This is a genomic window from Halomonas organivorans, assembly GCF_014192055.1.
In the GTDB taxonomy this organism is placed as follows: domain Bacteria; phylum Pseudomonadota; class Gammaproteobacteria; order Pseudomonadales; family Halomonadaceae; genus Halomonas; species Halomonas organivorans.
In genome coordinates, this window is sequence record NZ_JACHXM010000001.1 from 245,138 (window position 1) to 271,173 (window position 26,036).

The following is a 26,036-nucleotide window of genomic DNA, read 5'->3' on the forward strand; positions in this document are numbered from 1 at the left end:
TGTTTCTATTCACCTTCCGCCACCTCTCACCAGCATCAAGCCTCCAGAGTAATGATTCCCTTGGCTTTGTATCGCTCAGCCTAGCATGGGGTAGAAGCAATCCCCAGCCAGGCCTTGCCTCCCTACCGCTTCATCTCGAAGCTGCGTGTTGGGCTCGGCTCAGTATCAATAACAGCACGCACACCAACATAGCCGCGCCCAGGTTGTAGGTCATCCCCGCAACAAAGGCCGATGCGTAATTATCTGCTTGCGCGACAATGCCATCGTCTGCCGCAAGCACCGCGCCAAACAGGATGCCCACCACCGCCACACCCAGCGCTGCGCCAACTTGCTGGACTGTCGAGATCACGCCAGATGCCATACCGGCCTGAGCCTCCTTGACGAAGCCGAGCACCAGATTCAATAGCGGCGTCATGACGAAGCCCTGACCGGCACCAACCACAATCAACACGGGAATCAACCTGGTCGGCTCCAGCGCCGCCCTCGCCATGTGCACCTGCGCAATCAGCAGCCCAATGGACAGCGCATAGACCAGCGCACCGGCGACGATGGCACGAGAGCCCCAACGCGCCACCAACCGTGGTGCCGCCAGTGATGCCAAGACAAAGCCCACGCTACAAGGCGCGAAGATGCTGCCCGCCACGAAAGGATCAAGTCCTAGTCCGCTCTGAACCAACAAGGCAAAACACAGGAAAAAGGAAGTGGATGTGGAATAGACAAGTAGCACCAGTACAGCTCCCAGCGCGAAGCGGCGCTGCGCCATCAATCGCATATCCACCAGCGGCAATTCTTCCGCCATCCGCCGCCGCTCCTGTTGCCGAGAAAACAGTACCAGCATCCCCATCCCTGCACCCAGCGCCCAAAGGCTCCAGGCCGGCCAACCTTGCCCCGGCCCCTCGATTAGCGGTACCAGTAACAACGTTAGTCCAGCGCTGACCAGCGTCACACCCGTCCAGTCCAGGGTCGGGCGCTGCGGTGCGCGGGATTCGGGGATGAAACGTGCCGCCACAATGGCAAACAGGCCGATGGGCACGTTGATGAGAAAAATGCTACGCCAACCCAATCCGAACAGGTCGACATGCACCAACCAGCCGCCCAGTACCTGGCCGGCGATGGCAGCCAGGCCCAGCGTCATCCCCAGCAGACCGAAGGCGCGGGCGCTGTCGTTACCATCGAAATTGACACGGATGGAGGCATAGACCTGCGGGAACAGCAAGGCAGCCGCGAGCCCCTGCAGCACCCGCGCGCCAACCAGGAAGTTAGCGCTGGGAGCCAGTCCGCATAACGCCGATGCCACCGTAAAACCTGCCATGCCGAGAATGAACAGACGGCGGCGTCCGAACAGGTCCCCCAACCGCCCACCGGTAATCAGCAGCACTCCGAACGCCAGCTCATAGCTGGCCACGATGAAGCCAATCTGCGCAAAGCTCGCCCCCAGCCCCGCCTGCATACTGGGAATGGCCACATTGACCACGAACAGGTCGAAGATCGTGACAAAGCCCGCCAGCAATAGCACGGACAGGCCAAGCCACGGCGGGCCACTGACGGCGGTCACCGGCACAGCAGAAGGACAGGAACTTGAGGTCATCTCGCGTCTCCAGGATTTTCTAGGTGTTCGACGCGCTTATTCTCAAACCCCTATTAAACCATTACAATTTAACCAATTATGCTATTACTTAAACCAACGCGATAACGATGCGATCTCTCAAAAGAACCCGCCACGACCTGTCCGCCTTTCTACGGGCACACCGCGAGCGGTTATCGCCCGCCGACGTGGGCCTGCCCAGCGGCGGGCGCCGTCGCACCCCGGGATTGCGCCGGGAAGAAGTCGCCGCACTCTCCGGTGTCGGCCTGACCTGGTACACCTGGCTCGAACAGGGGCGCGACATTGGCGTGTCGGCCGCGTTTCTGGACAGCTTGGCCAGGGTGCTGAAACTGGATGCCGCCGAGCGGCGCCACTTGTTCCTCTTGGCCCATGAGCGTCCGCCCGCCGAACCGGGAAAAACCTGGTGCGTGCTGCCGCCGCTAGTGCGGCGCCTGATGCACGACCTGCCGCATCCCGCCTTTGTGCTCAACTTGCGTTGGGACGTATTGGGATTCAATGCACCCGCCGACCAGCTTTTCGGCTTCGACGCGCACTTACCAGAACGACGGAATCTGCTCTGGCTACTGTTCACCGATCCCGCACTGCGCGAACGTTTGGATTCTTGGGAAGAACAGGCGCCACTGATGCTGTCGAGTTTCCGCCGTGACTTCGCCCGCGCCACACATGAAGCCGACATTCACGAGCTGGTGGATGAACTGGAAAGAGTATCGCCAGAGTTCAAGGCTTGGTGGCGCAAGCACGACGTTCACGCCCCCTGCAATGGTGTGCGCAAGCTAATCCTCAACGGCAAAGCCGAGCCGTTCGAGCACACTTCGCTGACTGTCGACGAAGACCGGCACCTGCGGCTGGTGGTCTATGCACGGCAACAGGATGGCACAGCATCCGATCGCTGAATGAAATCGATTGTCTGCCGGACACCATGAGCGTGGCACAACCTCGGCGGGCGACTTGGTAGGTGGGGCATGCAGGTGCACCTGCTCCATGCGGCATCAATCTATCAACTTTCTGCCAGGACTTAGCGCCAGAATGGACTTGAAAGCCCTTTCGCCCCATTAATCCGGACAGCCATTCTTCTCATTCTCCGGCGCCTCGCGCCGCTGGGCCATACTGTCACCATGCATGGCCGAGCGAGGCAGGCACATGGAACGGGATGTTCACGACAGTCGCTTCCGACATCGCTACCTGAGCCACGACGCCCTGACGCACCAGCTCAAGGCGTGGGTGCAGGCCTATCCGGCGCTGGCCCACCTGCAGAGCATCGGCGTGAGCCCGGAGGGACGGGAGATCTGGGTGCTCACCGTCGGCCGCGAGCCGGCGCGCAAGCGCCCCGCCGTCTGGGTGGACGGCAACATGCACGGCACCGAGCTTGCCGGCTCCAGCGTGGCGCTGGCGGTGGCCGAGGCGGCCCTGGCGCTGCACACCGATGCGCTGCCGCTACCCGAGGAGCTGCCCGAGCATCTTCACCGCTTCCTGCAGGACGTGCTGTTCTACGTCTGCCCGCGCATCTCGCCGGATGGCGCCGAGCAGGTACTCCGCCAGGGCGGCTTCGTGCGCTCCGCCCCACGCCGCTCGCCGGAGGGCACCACCGCGCCCTACTGGCGCGCCCACGACCTCGACGGCGACGGGCGCTGCCGCTACCTGCGCGTAAAGGACGAAGCCGGCGACTTCGTCGCCTCGCCCGAGGCGCCCGGCCTGATGCTGCCGCGCCGGCTGGACGACCCACCGCCCTACTGGCGACTCTACCCCGAGGGGCTCATCGAGCACTGGGACGGCGAGACGATCCCCGAGCCCGAATGGCTGGCGGGCGTGCCGGACTTCAACCGCAATTTCCCGTGGAGCTGGCGGCCGGAGCCCGAACAGGTCGGCGCCGGCCCGTACCCCGGCTCCGAGCCCGAGGCCCGGGCGGTGATCGACTTCGCCGTGACCCACCCGAACCTCTATGCCTGGCTGAACCTGCACACCTTCGGCGGCGTGTTCATCCGCCCGCTGATCGATGCTCCGGACAGCCGCATGGACCAGCGGGACCTGGCTCTCTACCGGCAGCTCGAGGCCTGGGGACGCGTCCAGGTCGGCTACCCCTCCGTCAGCGGCTTCGAGGAATTCACCTACCAGCCGGACACCCCGCTGCACGGCGACCTCACCGAGTTCGCCTACCACCAGCGCGGCTGCCTGGCGCAGGTCTGCGAGCTATGGGATCTGTTCCAGCGCATGAGTCGGCCGCGGCCCAAGCGCTTCGTGGAGCACTATTCGGCACTCGACCGCGAGGACATGGAATGGCTGGCCCGGTGGGACCGCGAGCACAACCGCGGGCGGCTGTTCCGGCCGTGGCAGGCAGTGCGCCATCCCCAACTCGGCGAGGTAGAGGTCGGCGGCCTGGACCCGGTGAACGGCCTCTGGAACCCGCCCCCCGAGGAACTGCCCGCGATCTGCCAAAGCGTCGCCGGCTACTGGCTGCGGGTAGCGGCGATGCTGCCGCGGCTGGCCATCGCCGATACGCGCTGCACGCCGCTGGGGGCGGGGCACTGGGAGCTGCGGGTCACGGTGGAGAATCGCGGCTACCTGCCGACCCACGGGGCCAATGCCGCCCGGGAGCGGCCCTGGAATACCGGCGTCGAGGCAAGCCTCAGCGTCGTCGGCTGCCGGCTAAGGCAGCCCGAGCAGGCCCGCCAGACGCTGGGCCACCTCGCCGGCTGGGGGCGAGGACTCGGCGAGGCCTCGCAGATGCCCTGGTTCCAGCGCTCGGGCGGCAACGCCCACCAGGCAACGGCCCGCTGGATCCTTCAGGGCGAAGGCGAGGTGACACTGCGCCTCGGCGGCCCGCGGCTCGGCCGGCTGACGCGCACCATCGGGGTCCCCACGCCCCCGGAGCCGAACAAGCGCGCCGAACGAGGCGACGCCTGAAGCCTCAGGCGCCGACCGCCGGCTTCTGCGTCTCGTCTTCCTCGGGGTCCGCCAGCGGCTCGCCCTCTTCATTCTGGAGCTGGTGGTCGTAGGCCGCCTGCAGGCCGGTGTCTTCCTCGGCAGCCTGTTCTTCCTCGTCGTCGCCGTGCTCGATATGGCCGGGATAGAACGGCGAGAGGATCGCCACCAGAATGCCCAGCGCGGCGAACATGGAGAACGCCGTCGCGTAGCCGAAGGCATCGACCAGCTTGCCGACGAGCGGCGAGCCGGTGGCCTGCCCGAGCGAGACCGCCATGAAGGGCAGCACCGGCCCCACCGACAGCCGGCCCGGCAACAGGCGGATCCCCGTCATCAGATAGAGCCCCGTCAGGCTCATGTAGGCCAGCCCGAAGACCAGCGCGGAAAACGCCGCCAGCAGCGTCTGGGCGGGGCTGGCGGCGAGCAGCGCCAGGCTCGCGGCCAGCATCATCAGCATCAGCGCATGGGTAATGGGAGGGTTGTTGCGATCCGCCAGGTCGGCCACCACGGCGCCGCCGAGGCCGGCGATGCCCACCGCCAGCCACAGCCAGCCGGTGGAGGCCGGCGACAGGCCGCCGAGGGTCACCACCAGGTCGGGCGCGAAGATCCAGTAGGCGGACGAGACGAAGCCCATCACGAAGGCGAACAGCGAGAGCCTCACCAGGCGCGACCAGGGCAGTTCGGGCAACGGCGGCGGCGGCGCCGCGTTGGAGGGCACGATCCGCGACACCGAGGGCAGGAACCACCAGGCGGCGATGACACCGATGGCGGTGCAGATCGCGAACGAGAGATAGGCCAGCCGCCAGGCGCCGACCATGAACAGCACCGTGGGCACGGCGACGATCACGCCGATGCTGGTGCCGGCGTTCATCACCGAGCTGACGCGTCCGTGCAGCGAGCGCCTCACCATCGCCTGCATGGCGGCCGTGAGGGCCGGCATCATCAGGCCGGTGCAGATGCCGCAGGCGAACACGCCGGAGCCCAGCATCAGCGCGTCGGAGGCCTGGCTGATCAGCCCCAGACCGCCGACGCCGAACAGGCCTGACAGCACCGCCGTGTTGCGGGCGCCGAGATGGTCGGTGACGAAAGGCGCGACCACCGTGGAAAGCAGGAAGCTGGTCAGCGGCAGCGCGCCGATGATGCCGATCGCGTAGGGCGTGAGTTCCAGCGCATCGCGGATCTGCGGCACGAACAGGCCGAAGGCGAAGCGCGCCAGCCCGTAGCTGATCGCGACCAGCGCCGCCCCGAGAATCGCGAATCCCGTACTCGAAAGAGACTTCATGGCACCTCCGCCAGGCTCGCCGGGCTGATGAACAGTGGATGATCGTCGGCGCCGCATGGCACCGACATGACATATGCCGATATGCGCGACCTTGCCAGCTACCCGGGGCAATATGCCACCCTATAACGACCACACCGTGTTGCCCCACGACGGGCACGACCAAGGTGTTATTCACTCGCCGAAGGAAAGGAGTCTTCCCATGAGCGACCGGAATGCCTACGAACAGAAGCTACGCGCCAAGCTGGACGAGATGCAGGCCGAGGTGGACAAGCTGAAGGCCCGTGCCAAGGGCGCCGAGGCCGACAAGCGCATCGAACACGAGAAGGAAGTCGACGAGCTCGAGGCCAAGCGTGACGAGATGCGCCAGAAGCTCGACGCACTGCGCGACGCCAGCGACGACGCCTGGGACGACATCAAGGCCGGCGCCGAAAGCGCCTGGAGCTCGCTGAGCGAGTCCATCGAGAAGGCGCGCTCGCGCTTCAAGTAACTCGCCGAGCGGGAACCTGACGTTCCCGATGCAACAGGTGTCCCGGCCAATCGAACGCTTGCTGGTCGGGGCTATCCATGATGACCGGCTTGCGTATCGGCCTCTTCACCTTCACCGATCATCACCTTCACCGATCACAGGATGATGTGCGGCACGAAGCAGCTGGTGTCCTTGGTGATGCGTCCCTTGTCCTCGCGAATGCCGATACCGCAGGCGCGATCTCCCACGACCCAACTTCCGATCAGGGCATGCTCCTCGCCGAACCTTGGCATGGGATGGTAGGCCTGGAGAATGTGCGGGCTATCGGTGTAGGGGCCGGCGACCGACTCCCGCTCACCGCCGGGCGTCACCAGCTCGATGTTGCTGCCCTCACGTGAGAAGAACGGCTTTCTCACCCAGCCGCTTTTCAGCGACTGGCGGGGATCATCGTCGAAATAGGCGGGTAACAGATTGGGATGCCCCTCGTTCCATTCCCACAGCAGCGGCAGGATGCCCTTGTTGCTCAGGATGGTCTTCCACGGCGGCTCGAACCAGTGGGTGTCCCTCTTCGGCACTTGGCTGCCGAACTCGTCGTCGGCCATTTCTTCCCAGGGATAGAGCTTGAAGATGGCCTGTATCGGCTTGTCCTCGTGGTCGAGGAAATGTCGCTCACCTTCGCGCAGGCCGATATCCTCGATGTAGACGAAGGGGGCATCCACGCCGGCCTGGATTGCGCAGTCCTGCAAATATTCGACGGTCGCACGGTCTTCCACGTGATCCTTGATACTGGAGAAATGCATCTCGGGCGTCGCCAGGCGCTGGCCGATATGGGCAAAGGCGCCGATCAGCTTCTCCTGGATCGAATTGAACTGGTCGGCCTGCCAGGGGATCAGTCCCTGCTCCATCGCCTGTTCGAGCCATACCCACTGGAAGAAACCCGCCTCATAGATCGAGGTCGGCGTATCGTAGTTGAGCTCCAGCAGCTTGGCCTTGCCCTTGCCGTCGTAGGCCAGATCCATGCGCCCATACAGCTGGGGCTGACCGCTCCACCACGACGACCGCACGCTTTCCCACATGAATTCGGGAACGCACAGCTTGTCGAGTAGCGCATCGGAGCGGCAAACGCGCTCTACCGCTTCCATGCACATCTCGTGCAGCTCTTCGGTAGGGGCTTCGATGTCTTCCTCGACCTGCCGCAGGGTGAACTGGTAATAGGCCTCTTCTTTCCAGTAGGCCTCACCATCGATGGTGTGGAAATGAAACCCCAGATCCTTGGCCAACTCTTTCCAGGCTTTGCGCTCTCGAACGGGAATCTTCAACATGGGCTTGCCTTTGCGGAGAGATGACGAAGACCTATGCGTGGGACGCCTCGACGAACAAGCCCCGGCAATCCGCGGGGCTTGTCAGGCGCGGCGCGATGAGTGTCGCCTCAGGAGCCGAAGCCACCCCGCGCCGACGAGCGAGAGCCGAAGCCACTGCGAGACGTCGAATACGAAGAGTTTCGAACGGCTCGATTGTGCGTGCGGATCGTCGTACGCATCGAGGACTCGACGCCTTTCATGCGGCTGGAGGCCGACGATGTCGCCGCCGACCAGTCACCCTGATTGTCACGAGTGCGGTAGACCGGTTCCTGATAAACGCGGTTGACCATGTGGCCGCGGCTGGAAGAGGCGGTCATGTTGCCGACCATGTACCCCATCATGGCCGGCATGAACCAGCTGCCGCTACCGCTATTGGTATGCGGTGCGGTCTGGCAGGCATCCTCCCCATGCTCCTCTTCGCATTGCGACTGCGTGCGATAGTGCGGCACGTCTTCAAGAGCCTGGTCGTAAGCCGCTTCACAGGCCTTGCGGGTGTAGATGCCACCTGCCACGCAGTCTTCGACGCTGCGATAGCTCTCGGTGTCGTCGAACTGCACGTTGCTCAGCGTCTCGGGTGAGCTATCACCGCACCCAGCCAGGGTCGAAGCCGCTCCAGCGCCCATCAGCGCCAACGTTAACCGTACGCTGCGCTTGCGCCGCGGAAGGTGCTTGTTCGCGTTGTCCATAACGTTTCCTTTCGCTCCTGTTTTCACGGTCGCTTACCAGGTCATGGCGGCTGCGTTGAGCAAGCCGACCGCGACGGCGATGCTTCCGCTGAGCACGCCGTAGGCAACATGCGCCTCGCTGATGTGGGTGGACAGGCTCTCACCCTGGATCTTCAGCACGGCCTTGGTGGCGAAGAAGGTCGCGATCTGGACGACGAAGGCCACGATACCCCACAGGATGAAGTCGACCAGGCTGACGGAGTGGGACATGGCGCTGTAGAGCGGTATCGTGAAACCGAGAATGGCGCCGCCATACGCCGTCGAAGCCGCGGTATTGCCCGCCTGGATCAGCTTCCATTCCTTGTGCGGGGTGGCCTTGCTATAGCAGAACATGAACAGCACCAGCATCACGACGCCAGTGATGAGGTAGCAAAGAAAGGCGGGCAGCCCGGCGAGATAGTTCATATACGACTCCTTGTACGAGATAGCATAAATGGGCTCGACATGCGCCGGCCCCAATCCATTGCAGAGAGCGGGTACGACTCCTGAGGCGTTACACCGCCCGGATATTGTTCGGGTTCAGGTCGATGCCGAGGTTGGTCACCAGCTGGTAGCTACGATCCTCCTCATCGACCTCACCGCTCAGCAGCACATATTCGTAGCGCCCCTCACCTTCGAGCTGACGCTCATAGAGCATGCAGTGATGGATGACTCGACGATTGATGACGCTCTCCAGCGTGGTGACTTCCTCTTCCAGCAGCACCGGAGGCGACCAGGGTACGCCTTGCTGCCCCCAAACGCGGGCATAGCTTGCCGCCTGTCCACTCTCACTTTCAAGCGGCAGAACGTCTTTCCCCAGCGATACCCCGGCATTCGAAACGCCGTGTTCGTTGATGAGACGGTCGAACTCGGTATTGGCCAGATGCTGGACCTGGAAGAAGTCGAACAGCTTGTACTCGATCACCTGCCCCGACGCGACAGACGCCTGTACCCAGGTATCGTTCTCCAGATAGAAACGCACCAGGGTTTCGCCTTGCCCCAGATCGACCGTACCGACGGCCGCAATATGCAGGTCCTGTCCTCCCATGCTGCTGTCGAAGAGCAGGTCACTGTAGGGAGCCAGCGCGAGCAGATCGAAGGTCACACGCCCATCCAGCCTCATGCCGGCAAAATCCTCCGGCGACATGCCCAACGGCAAGCCGCGTGCAAGCCGAGCATGCTGGTGGTCGTAGGCTTCCTGCCCCTTGTGATCGGGGGCCGCGCCTGTTAACAGGGTCTTGATCTTGTCGAACATGCCGATGATTCCTCGGAAGCGTTAGGGGGTGACGGCATCTGACGGTGCCAGCAGCCCGACCAGTTCTTGTTCGGAAAGGCGCTTGTTGCCCATGTAGAAAATCACATCGCCCTCTTGCAGCACGACGTCTCCTGGAGGGTTGAGGAGATTACCGTCATCTTCATTGCTGTCGCTGATGCCGAGCAGGGTGACATCGCACTGTCGCTTGGCTCGGGTAAACAGCTCGCCATAGGTCATGCCATTGGCCGCCGGCAAGCAAGCCTGATACTGGGTCGCACCATGCGTCACCGAGAGCAGCTCATTGACCACCCGACTGATGCCTGCATCCGTCGAGGAGCGTACCAGCATCTCGATGGCGAGTGCCTCGGTACATTCGATGCCGGGCAGGGTACGACGCAGCATGTCCGCCGTATGCGGGTCGCCGCAGTGGGCGACGATATGGCAACGGCTCGACTTGAGGGGATAGACCGAGAGAGCGATGGTGGCGACCCGCTCGTCGCTGTCATCGTAGATGATGATGCGACTGGCGCCGGTGACGCCCGCTCGCTGCAGCAGATCGGCACTGGCGAAGCTCTCGCCACGGACGAACTTGATATCGCCAGGCATCGGGTTACTGATGTCCTGGCAGACACAGAGCACGATGTCGTCGGGCAGCTCGGTGTCGGCACGCAGGATATTGATGATGTTGCGCGTGGTCTCGCCATGCCAGCCAATGACCAGGGTATGACCGGTCAGAGAGCGATAGTCACTTTTCCCTTCCATGAGATGCCTCCAATAGGTACTGATGGTCATGGTTGCCTTGCCGATCAGCGCGGCAAAGATGGCAATACCACCGGGAATCAGCCAGAGCGCGGCGACAAGCTGGCCGCCGGCCGTCACGGGAGAATAGTCTCCATAGCCGACAGTGGAGGCCGTTGTGATATAGAAGTACAGCCACTTTATCGGACTGGATGCCACTTCTTCACTGGCGACCACCATGGCGAGCCATGAAAGCAAGAGATGGCCCAGGGTAACGAAGAGAAGGAAGCTCCAGCTCACCTGAAACATCGACGCTTTCAGCGCCTTCAGGAGACGTAGAATTACAGGCATCACATAACCTCGACGCCTCCTCCATCACTGGAGCAGGCGTTTCCTCATCGAGATGATTTTTCGTTGTAGTGAATCGATCAGCTGCCGTTTTCTGTGTTCGACGCCCGCGCCTTGAGGCGTGACATCACATCACTGGCCTGACGATTGCTGGAACCGATTCCCGCCTTCTTGAGGCGCTCATCGAGATCCGCACCGCTGGCTTCCTTCTCCATCTGTGACGCGGCTTCCATCTGAGCGGCGCGATGTGCCTGCTTCTTCTTGATGCGGTCCAGAGAATCCATGGCATTGCTCATGGAGGCATTCTGCCCGGAATGCTTCTCGGCAACGGCGGCTTGAGCCTTCTGAGCCGACTCGGTGGCTTTCACCACACTGATCTGCTGCTTGATCTGCCGCTGATTATTCTGCGACTTGCGAATCGTCGACTGCAGTGTCTCGATACTGCCATCGAACTGGGCAACCACCGCTTCTTCAGAGCTCTTTTCTTCCTCTAGCGAAGCAATACGCTCGGCCACTTCCTGTGCAAGCGCTTCATCCCCCTTTTCCAGGGCGGCGATGGCACTCGCCTCATATTCGCTGATGCTCTCTTCGAGGGTATCGACCTTCTTTTGAGCCAGAGAGCGATCCGCCATGATCGAGGTCAGCTGGGTCTTGGCATCGTTCAGTTCTTTTTCCGCATCACGCATTTCCTGCTCCAGGATGCGGATGGCTTGATGATCGATGATGGCTTCGCCGGTTTCACTGGCAGCACCGCGAAAGGCTGTAAAGAGTTTACGCAACATGGCTATGCTTCCGTGCAGATTAGTCGATGTAATCCTGGACAAGATCGGCGATATCGATGGCGGCAGACGCACAGGCATGCACCTCGGCGCTGATCGCCTCCGGCCGGGAGTCAACGTAGAGCTGCCCATACACCACATAGTGGGGTTCGCCGTTGAGGGTCATGACACCGGCAGACACCAGGGGAACCGCAATGCCCTGCTCCAGCAGAAGACGATTCAGCGTGGCGGCATCGCTCACGGCGGCGACGGGGGCAATATCGGCCAGCACGATCCACTGATCATCACTGCGCGTCAATGTCACGACCAGATCGCCGTAGTCTTCCAGAGTCCATACGATCGTCTGTGAATCAGACACCAACTCGGCCTCGCCCTTGGGCCACGCAGCCTCGCTTCCTTCTACCGACTGCTGCGCGTGGATATCCTCGAGCAGAGCATTTGCTGATGAGTAGCTGGTTACCAAGTCTAATCTCCTTGTATATCGTCGGCGTCCTTGTGCCATGACGCCCAGCCCATCGTTTACCATTCACCGAGCCGCGTAATGCGGCGTAGCAGGCGGTTATCCGCACGATTGGATAACGCCTTCATCGGCAAGTTCCACATGAAGGACGGTCATCGACTGCCACTTCGCAACATATATCGATATTCGGGCCGAGTATCGCCCTAAGACATGTCGCCTTTTTGCCCCTTGCGATCGGTGCCAGGCCATCTCGCTTACCGGCTCGTCATCTCGAAGCCCGGGATTTCATCAGCTGCGAAGCGCCCGGCGCGTCCAGCAACGAGACGATAGGGCATCACATCAACATGTTACGAAGAACTCCCCGACGTGCCGAACCGGCACAATATCTGGTCTCTGTCGGACAGCGATGACGCAGCATATCGAGAGTATGTGTCACGGTAAATAATGCACAGTGCCATGACGGCATATTCGAACGATTCCCGAACAGCCGCCCGAGATGCCGCTTCCAACCCCATGTTGATGAAGCAAGTCGTGCACAAGGCGTTCGGGGCCGGTTTCATGCAGGCTCCGATGCCGGGCCTTCCACCGCCCTGCCAGCCGTGATGGAATTGCCCCTTCCTTCTTCCATCACGGCTTCAGGGCCGGGAGCACCAGGCCTCCGATGAAACGCTACGAACGCTTCGCCGACGAGATCGCCGAGCTGATCCGCGATGGCGTGCTGGCCCCGGGCGAGCGGGTGCCCTCGGTGCGCCAGGCGAGCCGCCAGTACGGTATCAGCCCTTCCACCGTCTTCCAGGCCTATTACCTGCTGGAGGATCGCGGGCTGATCGTGGCCAAGGCGCGCTCCGGCTATTACGTGCGCGAGCAGGCGCGGCGCGTGCTGCACGAACCGCACATGACGCCACGCCGCCAGGAAACCGCCGACGTGGCGGTCAGCGAACTGGCGTTCTCGGTGCTCGACTCGCTGCAGGACCCCGAGACGGTGCCGTTCGGCTCGGCCTTTCCCAGCCCCGAGCTGTTTCCGCTGGCGCGCCTGTCTCGCAGCATGGCCAAGGGACTGCGCGGCATGGCCGGCAGCGACGTGCTCAAGGACATGACGGCGGGCGACGCCGACCTGCGCCGCCAGATCGTGCTGCGCTACACGCTGAAGGGCATGCCACTGCCCTCCGAGGAACTGGTGATCACCAGCGGCGCCATGGAAGCGCTGAACCTCGGGCTGCAATCCGTGACCTCGCCCGGCGACCTGGTCGCCATCGAGTCGCCGGCCTTCTATGCCAGCCTGCAGATCCTGGAGCGCTTGAAGCTTCGGGCCGTGGAGGTTCCCGTGCATCCCCGCACGGGCATCGACCTGGACGTGCTGGCGGACAGCCTGGCCCGGCTGCCCATCAAGGCCTGCTGGTTCATGAGCCACCTGCAGAACCCGCTGGGCGCCAGTCTCGACGACGACAGCAAGCGCGAACTGTACGCGCTGATCAAGCGCCACCGGGTGCCGCTGATCGAGGACGACGCCTACGCGGAGCTGCACTTCGGCACCACGCCGCCCAAACCGGTCAAGCAGTTCGACGACGAAGGCCTGGTCATCCACTGCGGATCGTTCTCGAAGTGCCTGGCTCCGGGATACCGGGTCGGCTGGGTGGCGGGCGGTCGCTTCGCCGAGCCGATCTCGCGACTCAAGCTGATGACCACCATCTCGCCTTCGGTGCCTGCCCAGGCAGCCATCGCCGACTACCTCCAGCACGGCGGCTATGACCGCCACCTGCGACAGCTACGCCATGCCCTGGAGACCCAGCAGAGGCAGATGCTGGACGCGGCCTCGCGCTACTTCCCGGACGAAACGCGCGCCACGCACCCCGCCGGCGGCTACTTCCTGTGGTTCGAATTCCCCGAGCGGGTGGACTCGCTGCGGCTGTTTCGCCAGGCGCGGAAGCGCGGCATCAGCGTGGCGCCGGGCCCGATCTTCTCGGCGACCCGGGGCTTTCGCCACTGCCTGCGCCTGAGCTACGGCCACCCCTGGAACCCGCGTAGCGAAGCGGCCATGGCGACGCTGGGCGAATTGATCGACACCTTTTGATACCGCTCATGGCCTCATCCGGTCGTACCGTGGGCGAGCAGGTCCTGAGTCAGACATCGAGCATCATGCGCCGTCATCGCGACGGCCTCTTTCCCCGTGACTGTTCGCGAAGTCCCGCTTGAGATCACGCTTTGTCGCCCCCTGGCGCGCCAAGGCGATACGCATCAGGCGCTGAAAGGTCGGGCACTCCAGGTGGCTGGGGGCGGTGCAGGACGCCGCATGGCGCAAACCATCACGCAGGGCGCTCAATTCCTTGATATGGCGATCCAGAGAATCCGCCTTGGCGCTCAGCATGTCTCGATCAATGCTTGGCGTGCCTTCCTGCCCCAGCATGTCGCGGATCTCGGCCAGCGAGAATCCCGCGGCCTGCCCCAACGCGACCAGGGAAAGGCGCGGCAGCACGCGGTCATCGAAGACACGGCGCAGGCCCTTTCGCCCGACGGAACGAATCAGCCCGACTTCTTCGTAATAACGCAGTTTCGAGGCAGGAACTCCGCTTTTTCGTGCCAGTTCGGAAATATCGAGCATGCGACTTGACTTCAAGTTGACTTGAAGTAGTAGGTTACTTGTCCTCAACCAAGCTTTCCAGAGAGGACACATCACATGGCGAATCTCGCGATCGATCCTCGCGCCCTGCAAGCGAACGCTGCACGCGTGGCAGGAGCTCATCCATGACGCAGCTGATGATAGAGGCCGCGCTTATTGGGGGCGGTGCGACGATCTTCATGGATATCGTCGCCCTGCTGCGCCATCGCCTGTTCGGCATCCCTTCCCTGGATTACGCGATGGTGGGGCGCTGGCTTGGCCATCTTCCCGGCGGCACGCTTATCCATCGCCCTATCGGCAAGAGCGCGCGGATCCGGGGCGAAGCGGCCCTGGGCTGGGCCGCGCACTATATGATCGGGATCGCCTTCGCCGCGGCCTTTCTCGCCCTGGCGGGCGCGGATTGGCTCGATCGAACGACGCTCGCGCCACCGCTGGTGTTTGGCATGCTGACGGTACTCTTCCCCTTTGCCGTCCTGCAGCCCTGTCTAGGCGCGGGGATGGCCGCTCGCAAGATGCCTCAGCCCAACGTCGCCAGGCGGCGTAGCCTGTTGGCACATGCCAGTTTCGGCCTGGGGCTGTGGGTTGCGGGGCTGGGATACACGCATATGCTCCAGGCGTAGGGATCAGCGCCCCAGCTCGCCGGCCTTCAGGCGCCGATTCAGCCGGCCGATCTGCTGGATGTCGTGCAGGTAGAAATCGAGCTTCGAAGCACCGTAGGCCAGCAGCGCCGAGGCATAGACCAGCGCCGTGAGCACGGCCAGGTCGTTGGCCCAGGCCAGCGCCGGCACGGCCACCGGGTAGGCCAGGGTGAAGATACTCATCCCGCCCCAGAACAGCGCCAGCAGGCTGCAGGCCATCACCAGCACCAGCACCGGCCCGCGCCGATAGTGCATCGGCGGGCGGGTCTGCCAGAACGGCAGGTGGGCGATGGTCAGCTCGCCGGCCGTCTCGATCCTGCGCTTGCGGCGCAGCAGCGGCTCGGCGAAGGCCTTGCGCCTGCCGGGCGCCATCGCCGCCAGCACCAGACGCGGATCGACGTGATTGCCGAAGATGCGCTTCACCGCCTGCACGAAGCCCGGCGACGGCTCATTGCCGGAACATCCTTTGGCTTCCTCGGCCAGCGTCTTCAGAGCCTGGTTGACCTGCGCCGGGCGCTCCTCCTCGTCCTCGAAGTTGATCGCGTAGTGCACGCTATACACTTGATGGAGCGCGAACGTCACGCCGACGAAGATCAGGAAGAACGCCACGTAGATCATCATCACCCCTCACCGCCCTGGATATCGGCCCATGCTCACGGACCCTTCGATCTGCCTTGCCTACTCGCCCCGACGACTCGCGCAGGCCGCAGGGCAAGCATGGCCTCATTGACGGCCACGATGACAGAAGCGCCGAAACCATAACAGGGTCAGAAGTTGGCTAAAAAAGCATATCAGTTGGAGCGAGAGGCCAGCCTGGCGTGAACGCCCCCCAGGGTAGTGGCTCACTCGTGGTCGCCGGAAGGGGGCAGTCTTGCACAGCAGAACGCCCCCCCAGGGTAGTGGCTCACTCCTTCCCCTGAGACTTCTGCCCCTGGGCCGAGCCGGCATGCAGGCTGCTATTGCCCCAGCTCTGCAGCGCCTGCTGCTTGATGCCCGCTATCTTCCATTCGCCTCTCACCTGGCGCAGCTGGAATTCATAGCTCCCGCAGGAGTGAAAGAAGTTCTCCTCTTCGGCCGCGAGCTCTCGCGACAGCTCGAATCGCAGGATCAGGTAGTGGCAGCTGGCGATGGCCGCGTGGCCATCGCCCTCCCGGGTGACCCGCAGGTTGGAGAAGCCGTGCTGCTTGGTCAGGGTGTCGACGGCCTCCCGGCGGCGCCTGACGAACGCCTCCCCTGGCATCGTCGAGGGCGGTTCCCGCCCCGAGGAGGCGTAGTCGACCGTCACCTCCGGCATGAGGCACTCGGTCATGGCCGGCCAGTCCCGCCGGTCGAAGCAGTGGAAGAAACGACACAGCAGGTCGTTGACCGGTACGAAGACATCGGGATCGACAGTATTCACGGCAGACTCCTTCACAATGCCGGATGGGAAGACGTTACAGCGCGGCAAGGCTCATGCACGCCCCCACCAGGAGCGCACCGCCAGCCGCCAGCAGAGAGCCCTGGAAACTGTGGCTGATGGCATGGAGGGCGGTGGCGCCCAGAGGGCCGATGATCTGCCCGATGCTGTAGGTGAGGGTCATGCTGGCCAGCAGGTTGCCGCTAGCGTGACGGGCGGCCTGCTGCGCGGCCGGCATGGCGATGGTCACGGTGCCCATGAAGGTGCCACCGACCAGCAGGGCACTGGCCATGTAGCCCACACCGCCGGGAAGCAGGATAGGCAGCACGACACCGAACGCCTGGAGGCCCAGGTTGCATGCCAGTGATCGCCGGGTGCCAAGCCGCAGGTGCAGGCGATGCCAGAGGAAACAGGACGGCGCGGCGCCGAGGCCGAACACGGCCCAGACATGGGCGGCGTCGACGTCGGGCAGCGCCGTCTTGACCAGCAGCGGCAGATAGGTCGCGGTAACGATGTAGCCGAAGCCCGCCAGGCCATAGATCGTCACCAGCGGCAGCGCCTTGACCGACTCGCCCCGCCGTGGCGCCGCCGATGACGCAGGCCGTTCGGACGCCGCTCCGGTCGTCAGCCCCGGCACGGCCAGGCCGCCCAGCACGAGGCTGACGACGCCGAGCATCAGCCACAGCCCCGGGCTCTCGAGCCCCAGCCGCGCCGCCACCACGACGAGCTCGGCCGACAGGGCGACACCGACGCCCACCCCGGCGTAAAGCAGCGGCGCTCCCTGCAGGTGCTGGCGGTGCTCGAGCAGCCACAGCGACGCGGCGACCATGGAGATGGCACTGAAGATGCCGGCGACACCGCGCACGGCGACGATGGCCCAGGTGGCGTCGATCACGGCCAGCATGGCCAGGCACGCCGCCGTGCCTCCCACCGCCCACAGGCAGAAGCGATGGGCGCTCGCCGGCCTGGCCTTGACCGCCAGCAGCGCCCCGACCAGATAGCCCGCATAGTTGGCAGACGCCGCCATGCTACCGCCGCTCAGGCTCAGCACGCCTTCCTCCACCATGTGCGGATAGAGCGCGGTGTAGGCGAAACGGCCGAAGCCCATGCCGATGGCCATGACCAGCGCCGCGTCGATGGCGGAGCGCATCCACGCGGGCACGCGGGTCATGCGTCCCCCAGGAACTGATCCGCGAACGCCTGGAACGCGGGCGTCTCGTAGCCGCGGCGCCACAGCAAAAGAGTGCTGACGGTGCCCATCTCCAGCGTGGCCAGATCGTCCGGCACGCGGCTCAGCTCCAGCACGCTGCGCGGCAGCAGGGTGACGCAGGCGCCCGCGGCGACGGCCGCCACCATGGCATGGTAGGACCCGAGCTCCTGGATGCGCCACTCGCTTCCGGCGACGATGCCGAGACGCTGCTCCGCCATGGCCCGATACGTGCAGCCCGGCTTGAAGGCCGCCAGGGCGCGGGTACGCAGTTCCGCCGGCGCAGTGGCCTTGGCGTCGACAGGCGGCAACAGCAGCAGCAGCGACTCCTCCCAGACCGGCGCGCTTTGCAGCCCCATCTCGGCCAGGGCCGGCTCGTTCTCGAGCTCGGCGGGCAAGGCCACGAAGGCGCAGTCCAGCCGCCCGTCGCGCACCTCATCCATCAGCAGTCCGGAGGGGCCGGTGCTTACCTCGAGCCGGGTCGCCGGATGGGCGCGATTGAAGGCCGCCAACGGCGCCGGCAACCGGCTGGCCGCCGTGCTCTCCATGCTGCCGATGCGCAGGCTGCCGCCACCACCGCCGCCTACGGCCTGCCGGGCCTCGTCCTCCAGCGCCAGCAGGCGCTGCGCGTAAGCGAGGAAGCGCTGCCCCGCCGTCGAGAGCGTGATGCGCTTGCCGAGGCGAACGAACAGCTCCGCGTCCAGCTCCGCCTCCAACTGCTGTATGCGCGTCGTGACATTCGACGGCGCACGCCCGAGCCGCGCGGCGGCGCGGGTCACGCTCAGCTCGGCGGCGACGGCCTCGAAGATTTTCAGGGTTTCCAGATCCACATTATTCGCCTTTTGAAATCCATCAATCTATTTTATTCTCATATTGAGAATAAATGAAAGCCATCGTTTCTTGCGCTCGTGGAGGCCGCTCATATGACATCGTCGAATCCCTTGATCGCCCGACTGGGCATCCACCCCATCATCCAGGCGCCCATGGCCGGCGTGGCCACGCCCGAGCTGGCGGCGGCCGTGTCGAATGCCGGAGGCCTGGGCTCCCTGGGCATCGGTGCGAGCGGCGTTGCCCAGGCCCGGAAGATGATCGAACGAACCCAGGCGCTGACGACCCGCCCGTTCAACGTCAACGTCTTCTGTCATGCCCCCGCACGGCGTGACGCAGCTCGTGAATCGTCCTGGCTCGAGCACCTGGCGCCGCTATTCCAGGAAAGCGGCAGCGAGCCGCCGGCCGAGCTCGATGAGATCTACCGCAGCTTCATCGAGGACGATGAGGCCTTCGAGATGCTGCTCGAGACTCGCCCCGCCGTGGTCAGCTTTCACTTTGGCCTGCCGTGCGAGGCGCGAATACGCGCCCTGCAGGACGCCGGCATTTACACGCTGGCGACGGCCACCAGTCCGCAGGAGGCGCGGTGGATCCAGGCTCGGGGCATAGACGCGATAGTGGCCCAAGGCCATGAAGCGGGCGGGCACCGAGGCTGCTTCGACCCGGAAGCGAACGATGAACGCTTGAACACTTCCGTGCTCGTTCGACGGCTCGTCAGGGAGATGGCCCTGCCGATCGTCGCGGCCGGCGGCATCATGGATGGCCAGGGCATCCGCTCTGCCCTGGCGCTGGGCGCCAGCGCCGCCCAGCTGGGGACCGCCTTCATCCTGTGCCCCGAATCGGCGGCCAACGAAGGCTATCGCGCGAACCTCAGGAGCGAACGCGCCGGAGAGACCCGCATGACCACGGCGCTGTCCGGGCGCCCGGCGCGCGGCATTCTCAATCGCCTGATCCGCCATGCCGACTCCATGACCGAGGCAACGCCTCCCGCCTATCCGGTGGCGTACGACGCGGCCAAGCGGCTCAATGCGGCGGCGGCCGGGCATGGGCATGGGCATGGGCATCATGAATTCGCGGCCCACTGGGCCGGACAGGGCGCGCCGCTGGCACGCGAACTGCCCGCCGGCGAACTCGTGAGCCGGCTGATACAGGAGTGGCGGGACACAGCCTCACGGGGCTGCTGAGCAGGGCTTTCCCACGAGTGACATGAGGCGTCGATCCGGCTCCCTGCCCTTCCTCGCACCAAGCACAGGGCCAGCAGTCTGTGCTACCGATCGACAAGTCGACGCCGCAGGTCACAGCCTGCGGCGGATGATCAGCGCTCTACGCTCCAGATGCTGTACTCATCCCCACTGACAACGATGGCCTGGGTATTGCTGATGGGGCAAAGCGGCAAACGCTCTTCGTAGGTCGAGATGATGCTCTCGATAGCCCCCTTGAACGGATGATTCGTGTGGTGAGGCACCGGATAGATATCGATAAGCCCTAGCGAGGCAAAAGAGCCCATCCCAGGAGCAGCAGCGACATCATCCATTTCTGCCACATATTCGATATCGTGCGTCAGCACGATGGAGCCGGCTGACTCCCCGATATAGACCTTTCCCAGCGCCACTTGCTCGGCAATGAGCCGGTCGGCCCCCTTCCTCTTCAGCTCCTGGAGCAGGAAGAAGCTGTTGCCTCCCGAGACATAGATATAGTCATTCGCCTTGAGCTTGCTTGCTATCTCGTCATCTGCAGCCGTGGATATCTCAAGCTCGTCGACGATCATCCCGAGGTTTTCGAGGGCCTCCTTGCCCGCCGCCACGTAGAAATTCACCTCCTCGGTGAGACTTGCCGTGGGAATGAAGGTCACGCGTTTACCGGCGCACTCGCCACTCACCGATTCCACGAACAGGCTCGCCACATCCTTGAAAGAGGAAGCCAGAAACATGCTTTTCATTACGTATCCTTGTCAGCGCCCGAAGCAACCCGATTATGCCACCTGTCCGGCGACTCTCCGCATCGAGTGAAAAATACCGCCGCTCACTCATGCTGCAGGATATTGACCAGCTTGCCGAAGGGGTCGCGGACGTAGAAGCGCCGCACGCCCCAAGGCTCGCTGACGGGCCCATATTCGATGGCCACGCCCGCCTCCTCGAAGCGCGCCAGCGCCGCCTCGAGGTCATCGACCTCGATGGAGAAATCGGGCACCGGCGTGTCCGAGCCGCCCTGCGAGGCGAAGCTGACCTGAACCCGCATTCGCTCGTCCGAGCCGTAGGTGCGAAACCAGCCGTGATCCATCAGACGTTCCAGGCCGAGAATGCCCCCGTAGAAGGCTTCCGCCTTGTCGAGCTCTTCCGTGGCCATATTGGCCATGATCCGCTTGACCTTCATCCCTCACCTCGTCTGTCGTGTCCCTATCATGTTGAGGCGACGCCCCGTGCCGTGGGCTTCCCAGCACCAGCCAGCCTAGAAGCCGGCGGCAGGGCTGTCAGGTCGTCCATGCTCGGGGAGCGTCTCGTTGGCCGGCACGCTTCCACCTTGCAGAACATGATATAAAAGCCGGCACCACATATTAGTGGTGCCGGCCGAATGTATCTGCTAGCGACGATCCAAGCGGTGACGGCATAGACACCAGCCCCGTCAGAAAGGTGCGCTCTCGGCCTCCATGAAGCTGGCGGTAACGTTTCCTGCCAGGTCGATATTATCCGGATCAAGCGTCATCACCGGCGCACCATCCTCCAGATCAAACTTCGTGAGGTCAGCCCAGATCACGTTGGGACTCGTCGTCAGCTCGAAGAAATAGCGTCTGTCCGCCAGGTTGATGGCCGTGCGGTATTCGGTGTTATAGATCCCGAAGTCTTTGTAGGGTGCGCCGAACGGAACGGACACATTGCGTGCGATCGCCAATATCCCCGCAATCGCTTCCCGCTCATCCTCGGGCTCCGGCAACATCTCCAGATAGTAGGCAGCACGCTGGAAGCGATCGGTAGCCTTCACATTGCCCGGCAAGGGAGTATCGCTGCTGGGATTGGAGAAATCCTGTTCAGCCAGTAACTCGAGTTGCTGATCGTAGGTCGGGTCGTTGGTCATGATCTGGTATTCGCGATCATGATGCACTACCGGCTCCCCGTCGATGTATTCGACGATAGCCGAATCGCCGCTGGCATCCTCGATGGCCAGATGAACGTTCGACTGATGGCCGTTGGCTTCGGTCATCACGACTTGAATCTCGTCCAGCAACTCCAGGGCTTCATCGACGGTGGCAGCATTATCGAGAACGTACTGCAACCACAGCCCCGCCTGCACGCCTGGCTTGCTCGGATCGCGCGACCCGAAATCGGTGGCATTCAAATACAGCATATGGCCAGCCAAGCCGCGTTCATTGAACCCATCAGCCGAACCGATTCCATAGATCGTGGTGACCATACTCGCGTACTTTGACGTCCACGTGGCGGGATTTTCCTCGACCGTGACAACATCACCAGTGAGCCCACCATTGCGCTCCACCCCTCTCGGCATGACGGTGAGCACGGGGTCCGTGGACTCCGGCCAGTCCATGGTACGGCCGACCACGGTGGCCAGTTCGTTATCGTTCCACAGGACACGGGTACAGGCATCGACAGAATGAAATACCGCCAGTCCCGCCGCCACGGCCAGCAGAGAACCGGTAAGGCGCTGACGAGTGGTTCGTTTCTTCATGTCTCACTCCTTCCCTGGTGGATAATGGGGAACCGATGGTCGACGCCATCACTTTCGCCAACATGCGTCATTAGCCGGCATCATACCTGGCGAGGCGTACCTGCTCGCTCAAGCCAATGGCCTTCATTCAAATGAAAAGAATGCATGGATTTTTAGGCTTTTTCGGGGAGATCGCCTCATGGCCGACAAATCCCGAAAATGCTTAATTAGGGTAGAACAGGGTATGGTGACCGACAAACATCTCTCCAGGATGGCATCCATCACCATTCATAGTCTTGACATCTTCATGACTCACTAGCGTCACGAATCTTTCGACACCTGGTTCTTCAACACTTGGTCCTTCAACACTGGTCCTTCAACACTGGTCCTTCAACACCTGGAAGCCTTTTTCTCCCCGCCTCCGCTTGTGCAGTTTCCCTACATTAGCCGGCATCGCCCTCGAGAAATCAGGATCCTGCGTGTATGCATGCCAGCCGACACCTCACCCCGACGGCGCCCCGTCGGGGTGAGTATCCTTTGACGAACCGTGGTCGCTCCTCAGGCCGTCACGGCCGGCTCACGACTGTCCTGGAACTGCGCCTGCAGCTGGTCGATCAGCGCCTCGATGCGGCGCTCCGCGGCGTCGATCGAGGCGGCCAGGGGCTCTCCGCCCTCTTCCTGATGCTCGATGGCCACCCGGTGGATGCGGGTGATGCCGATGAATTCCAGCACCGTGGAAAGCCCCGGCTCCAGATGATTCATGTGGGCCATCTCGCCGCCGGGCTCGAAGCCGGCACCGCCTCGTGACGACAGTATGATGGCGTGGCGCGGCCGGTCGGCCAGCAGCGGCGTGAAGGGATCGTCCGGACGGCTCGGATCGTAGTCCACCGTACGCCCCATGCGCACCACCTGGTCCACCCAGGCCTTCAGCGCCGCCGGCATGCCGAAGTTGTACAGCGGCGCGCCGATCACCACGATGTCGGCGGCCGTGAGTTCGTCGATCAGCCGATCGCTCTCGGCGAGCACCGCGGCCATCCAGGGTTCCTGGCGCTCCGGGGGCGTGAAGGCGGACTGGATCCACCGCTGGTCGATGAAAGACGGCGGGGCACTGCCCACGTCACGCCGGGTCACGGTGGCGTCCGGTTGGCGAGCCCGCCAGCCGCTGACGAAACGGTGGGTGAGGCGGCGGCTCAGGGAGCCGTGCTCGTCGGTACCGGCAAGGCCGGGGCGGGCGCTGGCGTCGAGATGCAGGAGATGGGGCATGTCGGGCTCCTTGTCTTATGAGATGAACTCACTCATCGTTGATGGGGAACCGAGCCTATGCCTACTCCATCAGCGCCACAAACGATGAATACTTGCCGACATGAATGAGTTGACCTCACCCATGACCCCTCGCCGACTCCCCTCGCTGTCTGCCCTGCGCGCCTTCGAGGCCGCCGCCCGCCACGAGAGCGCGAAGCGGGCCGCCCAAGAGCTGTCCGTGACCGCCACGGCCATCAGCCACCACATCCGCGGCCTGGAGGATGCCCTCGAGGTGGCGCTATTCGTCAGAAGGCCCCGGCAGCTGTTGCTTACTCCTCAGGGACGAGAGCTGTTCCATACGCTGGAGGCGGCATTCGACCGCATCGGAGAAACCCTGGAGCGGCTGAAGACACCGCCTGCCCGCCAATCGGTCACGCTCTCCACGACCCCGGCGGTGGCGGTGCGCTGGCTGCTGCCCTGGGTGTGCCTGCTGCGAGAGTCGCACCCCGAGATCGACCTGCGTATCCATGCGTCCCACGAATCCGTGGCGCTGGACGGCGTGACCGCGGACCTGGCGATTCGCTACGGCGACGGCCAGTGGCCGGGGCTGGTGGCGGAAAAGCTGTTCGACAACACCTTTATCCCGGCCTGTAGCCCGCAGCTGGGGCTGAGCGACCCGTGCGAACTGCCCGAGCACCCCTTGATCCACTTCCGCCCCCAGGGGGGCTCGGTGACGCCCCTGGACTGGGCCGGCTGGCAGAAGCGGGCCGAGGTGCCCGGGCTGGACGTGAGCGCAGGGCTGGTGTTCTCCGATGAGACCCATGCCATTTCCGCCGCCATCGGCGGCCAGGGCGTGGCACTGATGAGCCGGCGACTGATCGCCGATGAGCTGGAGGAAGAGAGATTGGTGCAACCCTTCGGACCGGAGCTGGAAGGCAAGCCGTTCCACCTGGTCTATCCGCAAGGTCGGCGCGATGACCCGACGATTCGGGCGATCCGCGACTGGATACTGCGCGTGCACGGCGGGCTGTGCCAACGCGCCGGGGATGCTCGCGAGCCCTCCGGCGAGCGCCCGTAGCACTTCGCCAGGAGGGCAGCCGCGGCCGGTTAGCCGGCGAGCCTGGTGTAATAGGTGATCACCTCGGAGTGCACCCCGGTCGCATCGGCCTTGATCAGGCCGCTCCCCTTGACCTGCGTCCCCGGGACGGTCCACCAGCAAGACGCCGTGAGGACACCGTCTCCCTCCCGACTGAGCACGTCGGACAGCACCATCAAGGGATCAGGAAGCCGCCCCCCGCATTGAGCGGCGATGGCCTCCTTCAACCCCGTCAGATACTCCGGCAAGGCCTGCCGCGACACGATTCCGAAGTTGGGATCGTCGAAGGTGTAGTCCTCCGCCGTCGCCTCGAGAATCCGCTCGGCATCGCCCTTGCTCCAGCCTTCCGCATACGCACTCAAATATTCCGCCGCGTTCATCTTCTCGCCCTCCATTCCCCCTGGGGTAGAGCAGCTTACGGGACTTTACGAAACACAGCGCAGCGAGATCCCGGTGACTCGCTTTCCGGCGCGCCTCTTCGCGGCCCATCGATAGCGCCGGACCGCCCGCATGCCGGAGATTCTGCTCCTCGTTCGATGCCTTGGGCACGGTCGACGAGGCCAGATCATGCCGGCGATCGAGTCTGGCGCCCCTTTTGATCAGTATAGTGTGGCGGCCGACCGCAGAGACTCGAACGGCACGCGGCGAACGCCACGCGCGACCGGGGCGTTATCCGCTCCCCGCCGCCAGCCGACGGATCTGGCGATCCTGCGCCCTGGAGAGCAGCACGACGGCGCAGATGGCCCCGAGCAAGGCCAGCGCCATGTCCGACTGGGTATCCCAGACGTAGCCTTGAGTGCCCAGGAAGGCGTCGGCCGCCTCGCGAGACACCAGCGCCACCCACCATTCGATGAGCTCGTAGAAGGCGCTGATGGCCAGCACCACGGAAACCACGAACAGCCTGAGCCACCACCGCCCGTTGACCGCCCGCTTCCTGACGAGGATTTCCCTGGCGATCAGCGCCGGCACGAAGCCCTGGAAGAAGTGGCCAAGCTTGTCGTAGTTGTTCCGCTCGGACCCCAGCCAGCCATCGAAGAAGGGCACCTCGGCGTAGGTGTAATGCCCGCCAATCATCAGCACGATGCAGTGCATCAGGATCAGCGTGTACACCAGGGGCGTCAGCCGGAAGGTGCGGTAGGTGCCCCACAGGACGACGGCACCGAGAAGGGCCGGAAACACCTCGAGCCACCAGGTGGCGCGATCCGCGGGATGAATGCCCGACCAGAACAGCACCACGACGAACACGCCTGCCCAGATGTACTTGATCGCGGTCACCTCGCTGGACAACGGGACCCAGTCGACGCGGACCGCGCCCCCTGAGCGGCGGCGACGCGTCGCCGTAGACGGCGCCTGCGGCTCGGGTCACTGCATGGTGCTGCCTGTCGGTCGCATGATTCACTCTTAGCCGAGCGTCCTGCTCCCGGCAAGGCAGCG

At 63.8% G+C, this 26,036-nt stretch carries 27 protein-coding genes; 7 read left to right on the top strand and 20 right to left on the bottom strand.

Annotated elements, in window-relative coordinates:
• Positions 1–130: 130 nt before the first annotated feature.
• On the bottom strand, positions 131–1,588 hold the full coding sequence (locus FHR96_RS01060) for an MFS transporter (RefSeq protein WP_183385781.1): 1,458 nt from the start codon (positions 1,586–1,588) through the stop codon (positions 131–133).
• Positions 1,589–1,695: 107 nt separating this feature from the next.
• On the opposite strand from FHR96_RS01060, the gene FHR96_RS01065 reads away from it, so the two are divergent.
• Positions 1,696–2,499 carry a helix-turn-helix transcriptional regulator gene (locus FHR96_RS01065; protein ID WP_183385782.1) on the top strand — a complete coding sequence of 268 codons (804 nt, stop codon included), beginning with the start codon at positions 1,696–1,698 and terminating at the stop codon, positions 2,497–2,499.
• A gap of 247 nt (positions 2,500–2,746) precedes the next feature.
• Positions 2,747–4,507: a M14 family metallopeptidase gene (locus tag FHR96_RS01070; RefSeq protein ID WP_183385783.1), complete on the top strand. Its 1,761-nt coding sequence runs from the start codon at positions 2,747–2,749 to the stop codon at positions 4,505–4,507.
• 4 nt (positions 4,508–4,511) lie between these two features.
• Here the strand turns inward: FHR96_RS01070 and FHR96_RS01075 are convergent, their stop codons facing one another.
• The gene (locus FHR96_RS01075) at positions 4,512–5,807 is read right to left on the bottom strand and encodes an MFS transporter (protein WP_183385784.1); all 1,296 of its coding nucleotides are present in this window, start codon (positions 5,805–5,807) and stop codon (positions 4,512–4,514) included.
• 199 nt (positions 5,808–6,006) lie between these two features.
• On the opposite strand from FHR96_RS01075, the gene FHR96_RS01080 reads away from it, so the two are divergent.
• The gene (locus tag FHR96_RS01080) at positions 6,007–6,294 is read left to right on the top strand and encodes a sll1863 family stress response protein (protein WP_183385785.1); all 288 of its coding nucleotides are present in this window, start codon (positions 6,007–6,009) and stop codon (positions 6,292–6,294) included.
• A gap of 134 nt (positions 6,295–6,428) precedes the next feature.
• Here the strand turns inward: FHR96_RS01080 and FHR96_RS01085 are convergent, their stop codons facing one another.
• The 7 genes from FHR96_RS01085 to FHR96_RS01115 form a co-directional block, all read right to left on the bottom strand.
• On the bottom strand, positions 6,429–7,595 hold the full coding sequence (locus FHR96_RS01085) for a glutathionylspermidine synthase family protein (protein ID WP_183385786.1): 1,167 nt from the start codon (positions 7,593–7,595) through the stop codon (positions 6,429–6,431).
• Positions 7,596–7,702: 107 nt separating this feature from the next.
• A complete protein-coding gene (locus tag FHR96_RS01090) occupies positions 7,703–8,320 on the bottom strand; it encodes a DUF1190 domain-containing protein (protein ID WP_183385787.1) in 618 nt (205 codons plus the stop codon).
• Positions 8,321–8,353: 33 nt separating this feature from the next.
• A complete protein-coding gene (locus tag FHR96_RS01095) occupies positions 8,354–8,764 on the bottom strand; it encodes a DUF350 domain-containing protein (RefSeq protein ID WP_183385788.1) in 411 nt (136 codons plus the stop codon).
• A gap of 88 nt (positions 8,765–8,852) precedes the next feature.
• Positions 8,853–9,593: a DUF2491 family protein gene (locus FHR96_RS01100; RefSeq protein ID WP_183385789.1), complete on the bottom strand. Its 741-nt coding sequence runs from the start codon at positions 9,591–9,593 to the stop codon at positions 8,853–8,855.
• 21 nt (positions 9,594–9,614) lie between these two features.
• Positions 9,615–10,682, bottom strand: a complete 1,068-nt coding sequence (locus FHR96_RS01105; RefSeq protein WP_183385790.1) for an ion channel — start codon at positions 10,680–10,682, stop codon at positions 9,615–9,617.
• Positions 10,683–10,759: 77 nt separating this feature from the next.
• Positions 10,760–11,461: a PspA/IM30 family protein gene (locus FHR96_RS01110; protein ID WP_183385791.1), complete on the bottom strand. Its 702-nt coding sequence runs from the start codon at positions 11,459–11,461 to the stop codon at positions 10,760–10,762.
• A gap of 19 nt (positions 11,462–11,480) precedes the next feature.
• Positions 11,481–11,921, bottom strand: coding sequence for a DUF2170 family protein (locus tag FHR96_RS01115; protein ID WP_246392711.1), 441 nt, complete (start codon positions 11,919–11,921; stop codon positions 11,481–11,483).
• Between the two features lie 658 nt (positions 11,922–12,579).
• Between FHR96_RS01115 and mapR the strand changes: the two genes are divergently transcribed.
• On the top strand, positions 12,580–13,989 hold the full coding sequence (mapR, locus tag FHR96_RS01120; RefSeq protein ID WP_183385793.1) for a GntR family transcriptional regulator MpaR: 1,410 nt from the start codon (positions 12,580–12,582) through the stop codon (positions 13,987–13,989).
• 63 nt (positions 13,990–14,052) lie between these two features.
• On the opposite strand, the gene FHR96_RS01125 is transcribed toward mapR, so the two are convergent.
• Positions 14,053–14,517: a helix-turn-helix domain-containing protein gene (locus tag FHR96_RS01125; RefSeq protein WP_183385794.1), complete on the bottom strand. Its 465-nt coding sequence runs from the start codon at positions 14,515–14,517 to the stop codon at positions 14,053–14,055.
• A gap of 143 nt (positions 14,518–14,660) precedes the next feature.
• On the opposite strand from FHR96_RS01125, the gene FHR96_RS01130 reads away from it, so the two are divergent.
• Positions 14,661–15,155: a DUF2938 domain-containing protein gene (locus tag FHR96_RS01130; RefSeq protein ID WP_183385795.1), complete on the top strand. Its 495-nt coding sequence runs from the start codon at positions 14,661–14,663 to the stop codon at positions 15,153–15,155.
• Positions 15,156–15,158: 3 nt separating this feature from the next.
• Here the strand turns inward: FHR96_RS01130 and FHR96_RS01135 are convergent, their stop codons facing one another.
• The 4 genes from FHR96_RS01135 to FHR96_RS01150 form a co-directional block, all read right to left on the bottom strand.
• Positions 15,159–15,794 carry a hypothetical protein gene (locus FHR96_RS01135; protein ID WP_183385796.1) on the bottom strand — a complete coding sequence of 212 codons (636 nt, stop codon included), beginning with the start codon at positions 15,792–15,794 and terminating at the stop codon, positions 15,159–15,161.
• Positions 15,795–16,077: 283 nt separating this feature from the next.
• Positions 16,078–16,572 carry a nuclear transport factor 2 family protein gene (locus FHR96_RS01140; RefSeq protein WP_183385797.1) on the bottom strand — a complete coding sequence of 165 codons (495 nt, stop codon included), beginning with the start codon at positions 16,570–16,572 and terminating at the stop codon, positions 16,078–16,080.
• A 34-nt stretch (positions 16,573–16,606) separates the two neighbouring features.
• Positions 16,607–17,740, bottom strand: coding sequence for a YbfB/YjiJ family MFS transporter (locus FHR96_RS01145; RefSeq protein ID WP_183385798.1), 1,134 nt, complete (start codon positions 17,738–17,740; stop codon positions 16,607–16,609).
• Positions 17,737–18,606, bottom strand: a complete 870-nt coding sequence (locus tag FHR96_RS01150) for a LysR substrate-binding domain-containing protein (protein ID WP_183385799.1) — start codon at positions 18,604–18,606, stop codon at positions 17,737–17,739. The genes FHR96_RS01145 and FHR96_RS01150 overlap by 4 nt, the downstream gene beginning before the upstream one ends.
• Positions 18,607–18,699: 93 nt before the next feature.
• On the opposite strand from FHR96_RS01150, the gene FHR96_RS01155 reads away from it, so the two are divergent.
• Positions 18,700–19,788, top strand: a complete 1,089-nt coding sequence (locus tag FHR96_RS01155; RefSeq protein ID WP_183385800.1) for an NAD(P)H-dependent flavin oxidoreductase — start codon at positions 18,700–18,702, stop codon at positions 19,786–19,788.
• A gap of 131 nt (positions 19,789–19,919) precedes the next feature.
• Here the strand turns inward: FHR96_RS01155 and FHR96_RS01160 are convergent, their stop codons facing one another.
• The 4 genes from FHR96_RS01160 to FHR96_RS01175 form a co-directional block, all read right to left on the bottom strand.
• Positions 19,920–20,543 carry a Type 1 glutamine amidotransferase-like domain-containing protein gene (locus tag FHR96_RS01160; protein WP_183385801.1) on the bottom strand — a complete coding sequence of 208 codons (624 nt, stop codon included), beginning with the start codon at positions 20,541–20,543 and terminating at the stop codon, positions 19,920–19,922.
• 83 nt (positions 20,544–20,626) lie between these two features.
• Positions 20,627–20,977, bottom strand: a complete 351-nt coding sequence (locus FHR96_RS01165) for a VOC family protein (RefSeq protein WP_183385802.1) — start codon at positions 20,975–20,977, stop codon at positions 20,627–20,629.
• A gap of 249 nt (positions 20,978–21,226) precedes the next feature.
• Positions 21,227–22,285, bottom strand: a complete 1,059-nt coding sequence (locus FHR96_RS01170; protein ID WP_183385803.1) for a linear amide C-N hydrolase — start codon at positions 22,283–22,285, stop codon at positions 21,227–21,229.
• Between the two features lie 537 nt (positions 22,286–22,822).
• Complete coding sequence (locus FHR96_RS01175) at positions 22,823–23,527, bottom strand: FMN-dependent NADH-azoreductase (RefSeq protein WP_183385804.1); 705 nt, start codon at positions 23,525–23,527, stop codon at positions 22,823–22,825.
• Between the two features lie 121 nt (positions 23,528–23,648).
• Between FHR96_RS01175 and FHR96_RS01180 the strand changes: the two genes are divergently transcribed.
• On the top strand, positions 23,649–24,584 hold the full coding sequence (locus FHR96_RS01180) for a LysR substrate-binding domain-containing protein (protein WP_183386086.1): 936 nt from the start codon (positions 23,649–23,651) through the stop codon (positions 24,582–24,584).
• Positions 24,585–24,613: 29 nt separating this feature from the next.
• On the opposite strand, the gene FHR96_RS01185 is transcribed toward FHR96_RS01180, so the two are convergent.
• Both FHR96_RS01185 and FHR96_RS01190 read right to left on the bottom strand, forming a co-directional pair.
• Positions 24,614–24,982 carry a nuclear transport factor 2 family protein gene (locus FHR96_RS01185; protein WP_183385805.1) on the bottom strand — a complete coding sequence of 123 codons (369 nt, stop codon included), beginning with the start codon at positions 24,980–24,982 and terminating at the stop codon, positions 24,614–24,616.
• Positions 24,983–25,271: 289 nt separating this feature from the next.
• A complete protein-coding gene (locus tag FHR96_RS01190; RefSeq protein ID WP_221195653.1) occupies positions 25,272–25,889 on the bottom strand; it encodes a DUF2238 domain-containing protein in 618 nt (205 codons plus the stop codon).
• Positions 25,890–26,036 lie beyond the last annotated feature (147 nt).

Coding starts and splice junctions, on each gene's coding strand:
- FHR96_RS01065 (WP_183385782.1), top strand. CDS start 1,696: ATGCGATCTCTCAAAAGAACCCGCCACGACCTGTCCGCCTTTCTACGG.
- FHR96_RS01130 (WP_183385795.1), top strand. CDS start 14,661: ATGACGCAGCTGATGATAGAGGCCGCGCTTATTGGGGGCGGTGCGACG.
- FHR96_RS01135 (WP_183385796.1), bottom strand. CDS start 15,794: ATGATGATCTACGTGGCGTTCTTCCTGATCTTCGTCGGCGTGACGTTC.
- FHR96_RS01100 (WP_183385789.1), bottom strand. CDS start 9,593: ATGTTCGACAAGATCAAGACCCTGTTAACAGGCGCGGCCCCCGATCAC.
- FHR96_RS01090 (WP_183385787.1), bottom strand. CDS start 8,320: ATGGACAACGCGAACAAGCACCTTCCGCGGCGCAAGCGCAGCGTACGG.
- mapR (WP_183385793.1), top strand. CDS start 12,580: ATGAAACGCTACGAACGCTTCGCCGACGAGATCGCCGAGCTGATCCGC.
- FHR96_RS01145 (WP_183385798.1), bottom strand. CDS start 17,740: ATGACCCGCGTGCCCGCGTGGATGCGCTCCGCCATCGACGCGGCGCTG.
- FHR96_RS01185 (WP_183385805.1), bottom strand. CDS start 24,982: ATGAACGCGGCGGAATATTTGAGTGCGTATGCGGAAGGCTGGAGCAAG.
- FHR96_RS01085 (WP_183385786.1), bottom strand. CDS start 7,595: ATGTTGAAGATTCCCGTTCGAGAGCGCAAAGCCTGGAAAGAGTTGGCC.
- FHR96_RS01180 (WP_183386086.1), top strand. CDS start 23,649: ATGACCCCTCGCCGACTCCCCTCGCTGTCTGCCCTGCGCGCCTTCGAG.
- FHR96_RS01160 (WP_183385801.1), bottom strand. CDS start 20,543: ATGAAAAGCATGTTTCTGGCTTCCTCTTTCAAGGATGTGGCGAGCCTG.
- FHR96_RS01170 (WP_183385803.1), bottom strand. CDS start 22,285: ATGAAGAAACGAACCACTCGTCAGCGCCTTACCGGTTCTCTGCTGGCC.
- FHR96_RS01125 (WP_183385794.1), bottom strand. CDS start 14,517: ATGCTCGATATTTCCGAACTGGCACGAAAAAGCGGAGTTCCTGCCTCG.
- FHR96_RS01110 (WP_183385791.1), bottom strand. CDS start 11,461: ATGTTGCGTAAACTCTTTACAGCCTTTCGCGGTGCTGCCAGTGAAACC.
- FHR96_RS01075 (WP_183385784.1), bottom strand. CDS start 5,807: ATGAAGTCTCTTTCGAGTACGGGATTCGCGATTCTCGGGGCGGCGCTG.
- FHR96_RS01070 (WP_183385783.1), top strand. CDS start 2,747: ATGGAACGGGATGTTCACGACAGTCGCTTCCGACATCGCTACCTGAGC.
- FHR96_RS01155 (WP_183385800.1), top strand. CDS start 18,700: ATGACATCGTCGAATCCCTTGATCGCCCGACTGGGCATCCACCCCATC.
- FHR96_RS01175 (WP_183385804.1), bottom strand. CDS start 23,527: ATGCCCCATCTCCTGCATCTCGACGCCAGCGCCCGCCCCGGCCTTGCC.
- FHR96_RS01105 (WP_183385790.1), bottom strand. CDS start 10,682: ATGCCTGTAATTCTACGTCTCCTGAAGGCGCTGAAAGCGTCGATGTTT.
- FHR96_RS01080 (WP_183385785.1), top strand. CDS start 6,007: ATGAGCGACCGGAATGCCTACGAACAGAAGCTACGCGCCAAGCTGGAC.
- FHR96_RS01095 (WP_183385788.1), bottom strand. CDS start 8,764: ATGAACTATCTCGCCGGGCTGCCCGCCTTTCTTTGCTACCTCATCACT.
- FHR96_RS01165 (WP_183385802.1), bottom strand. CDS start 20,977: ATGAAGGTCAAGCGGATCATGGCCAATATGGCCACGGAAGAGCTCGAC.
- FHR96_RS01060 (WP_183385781.1), bottom strand. CDS start 1,588: ATGACCTCAAGTTCCTGTCCTTCTGCTGTGCCGGTGACCGCCGTCAGT.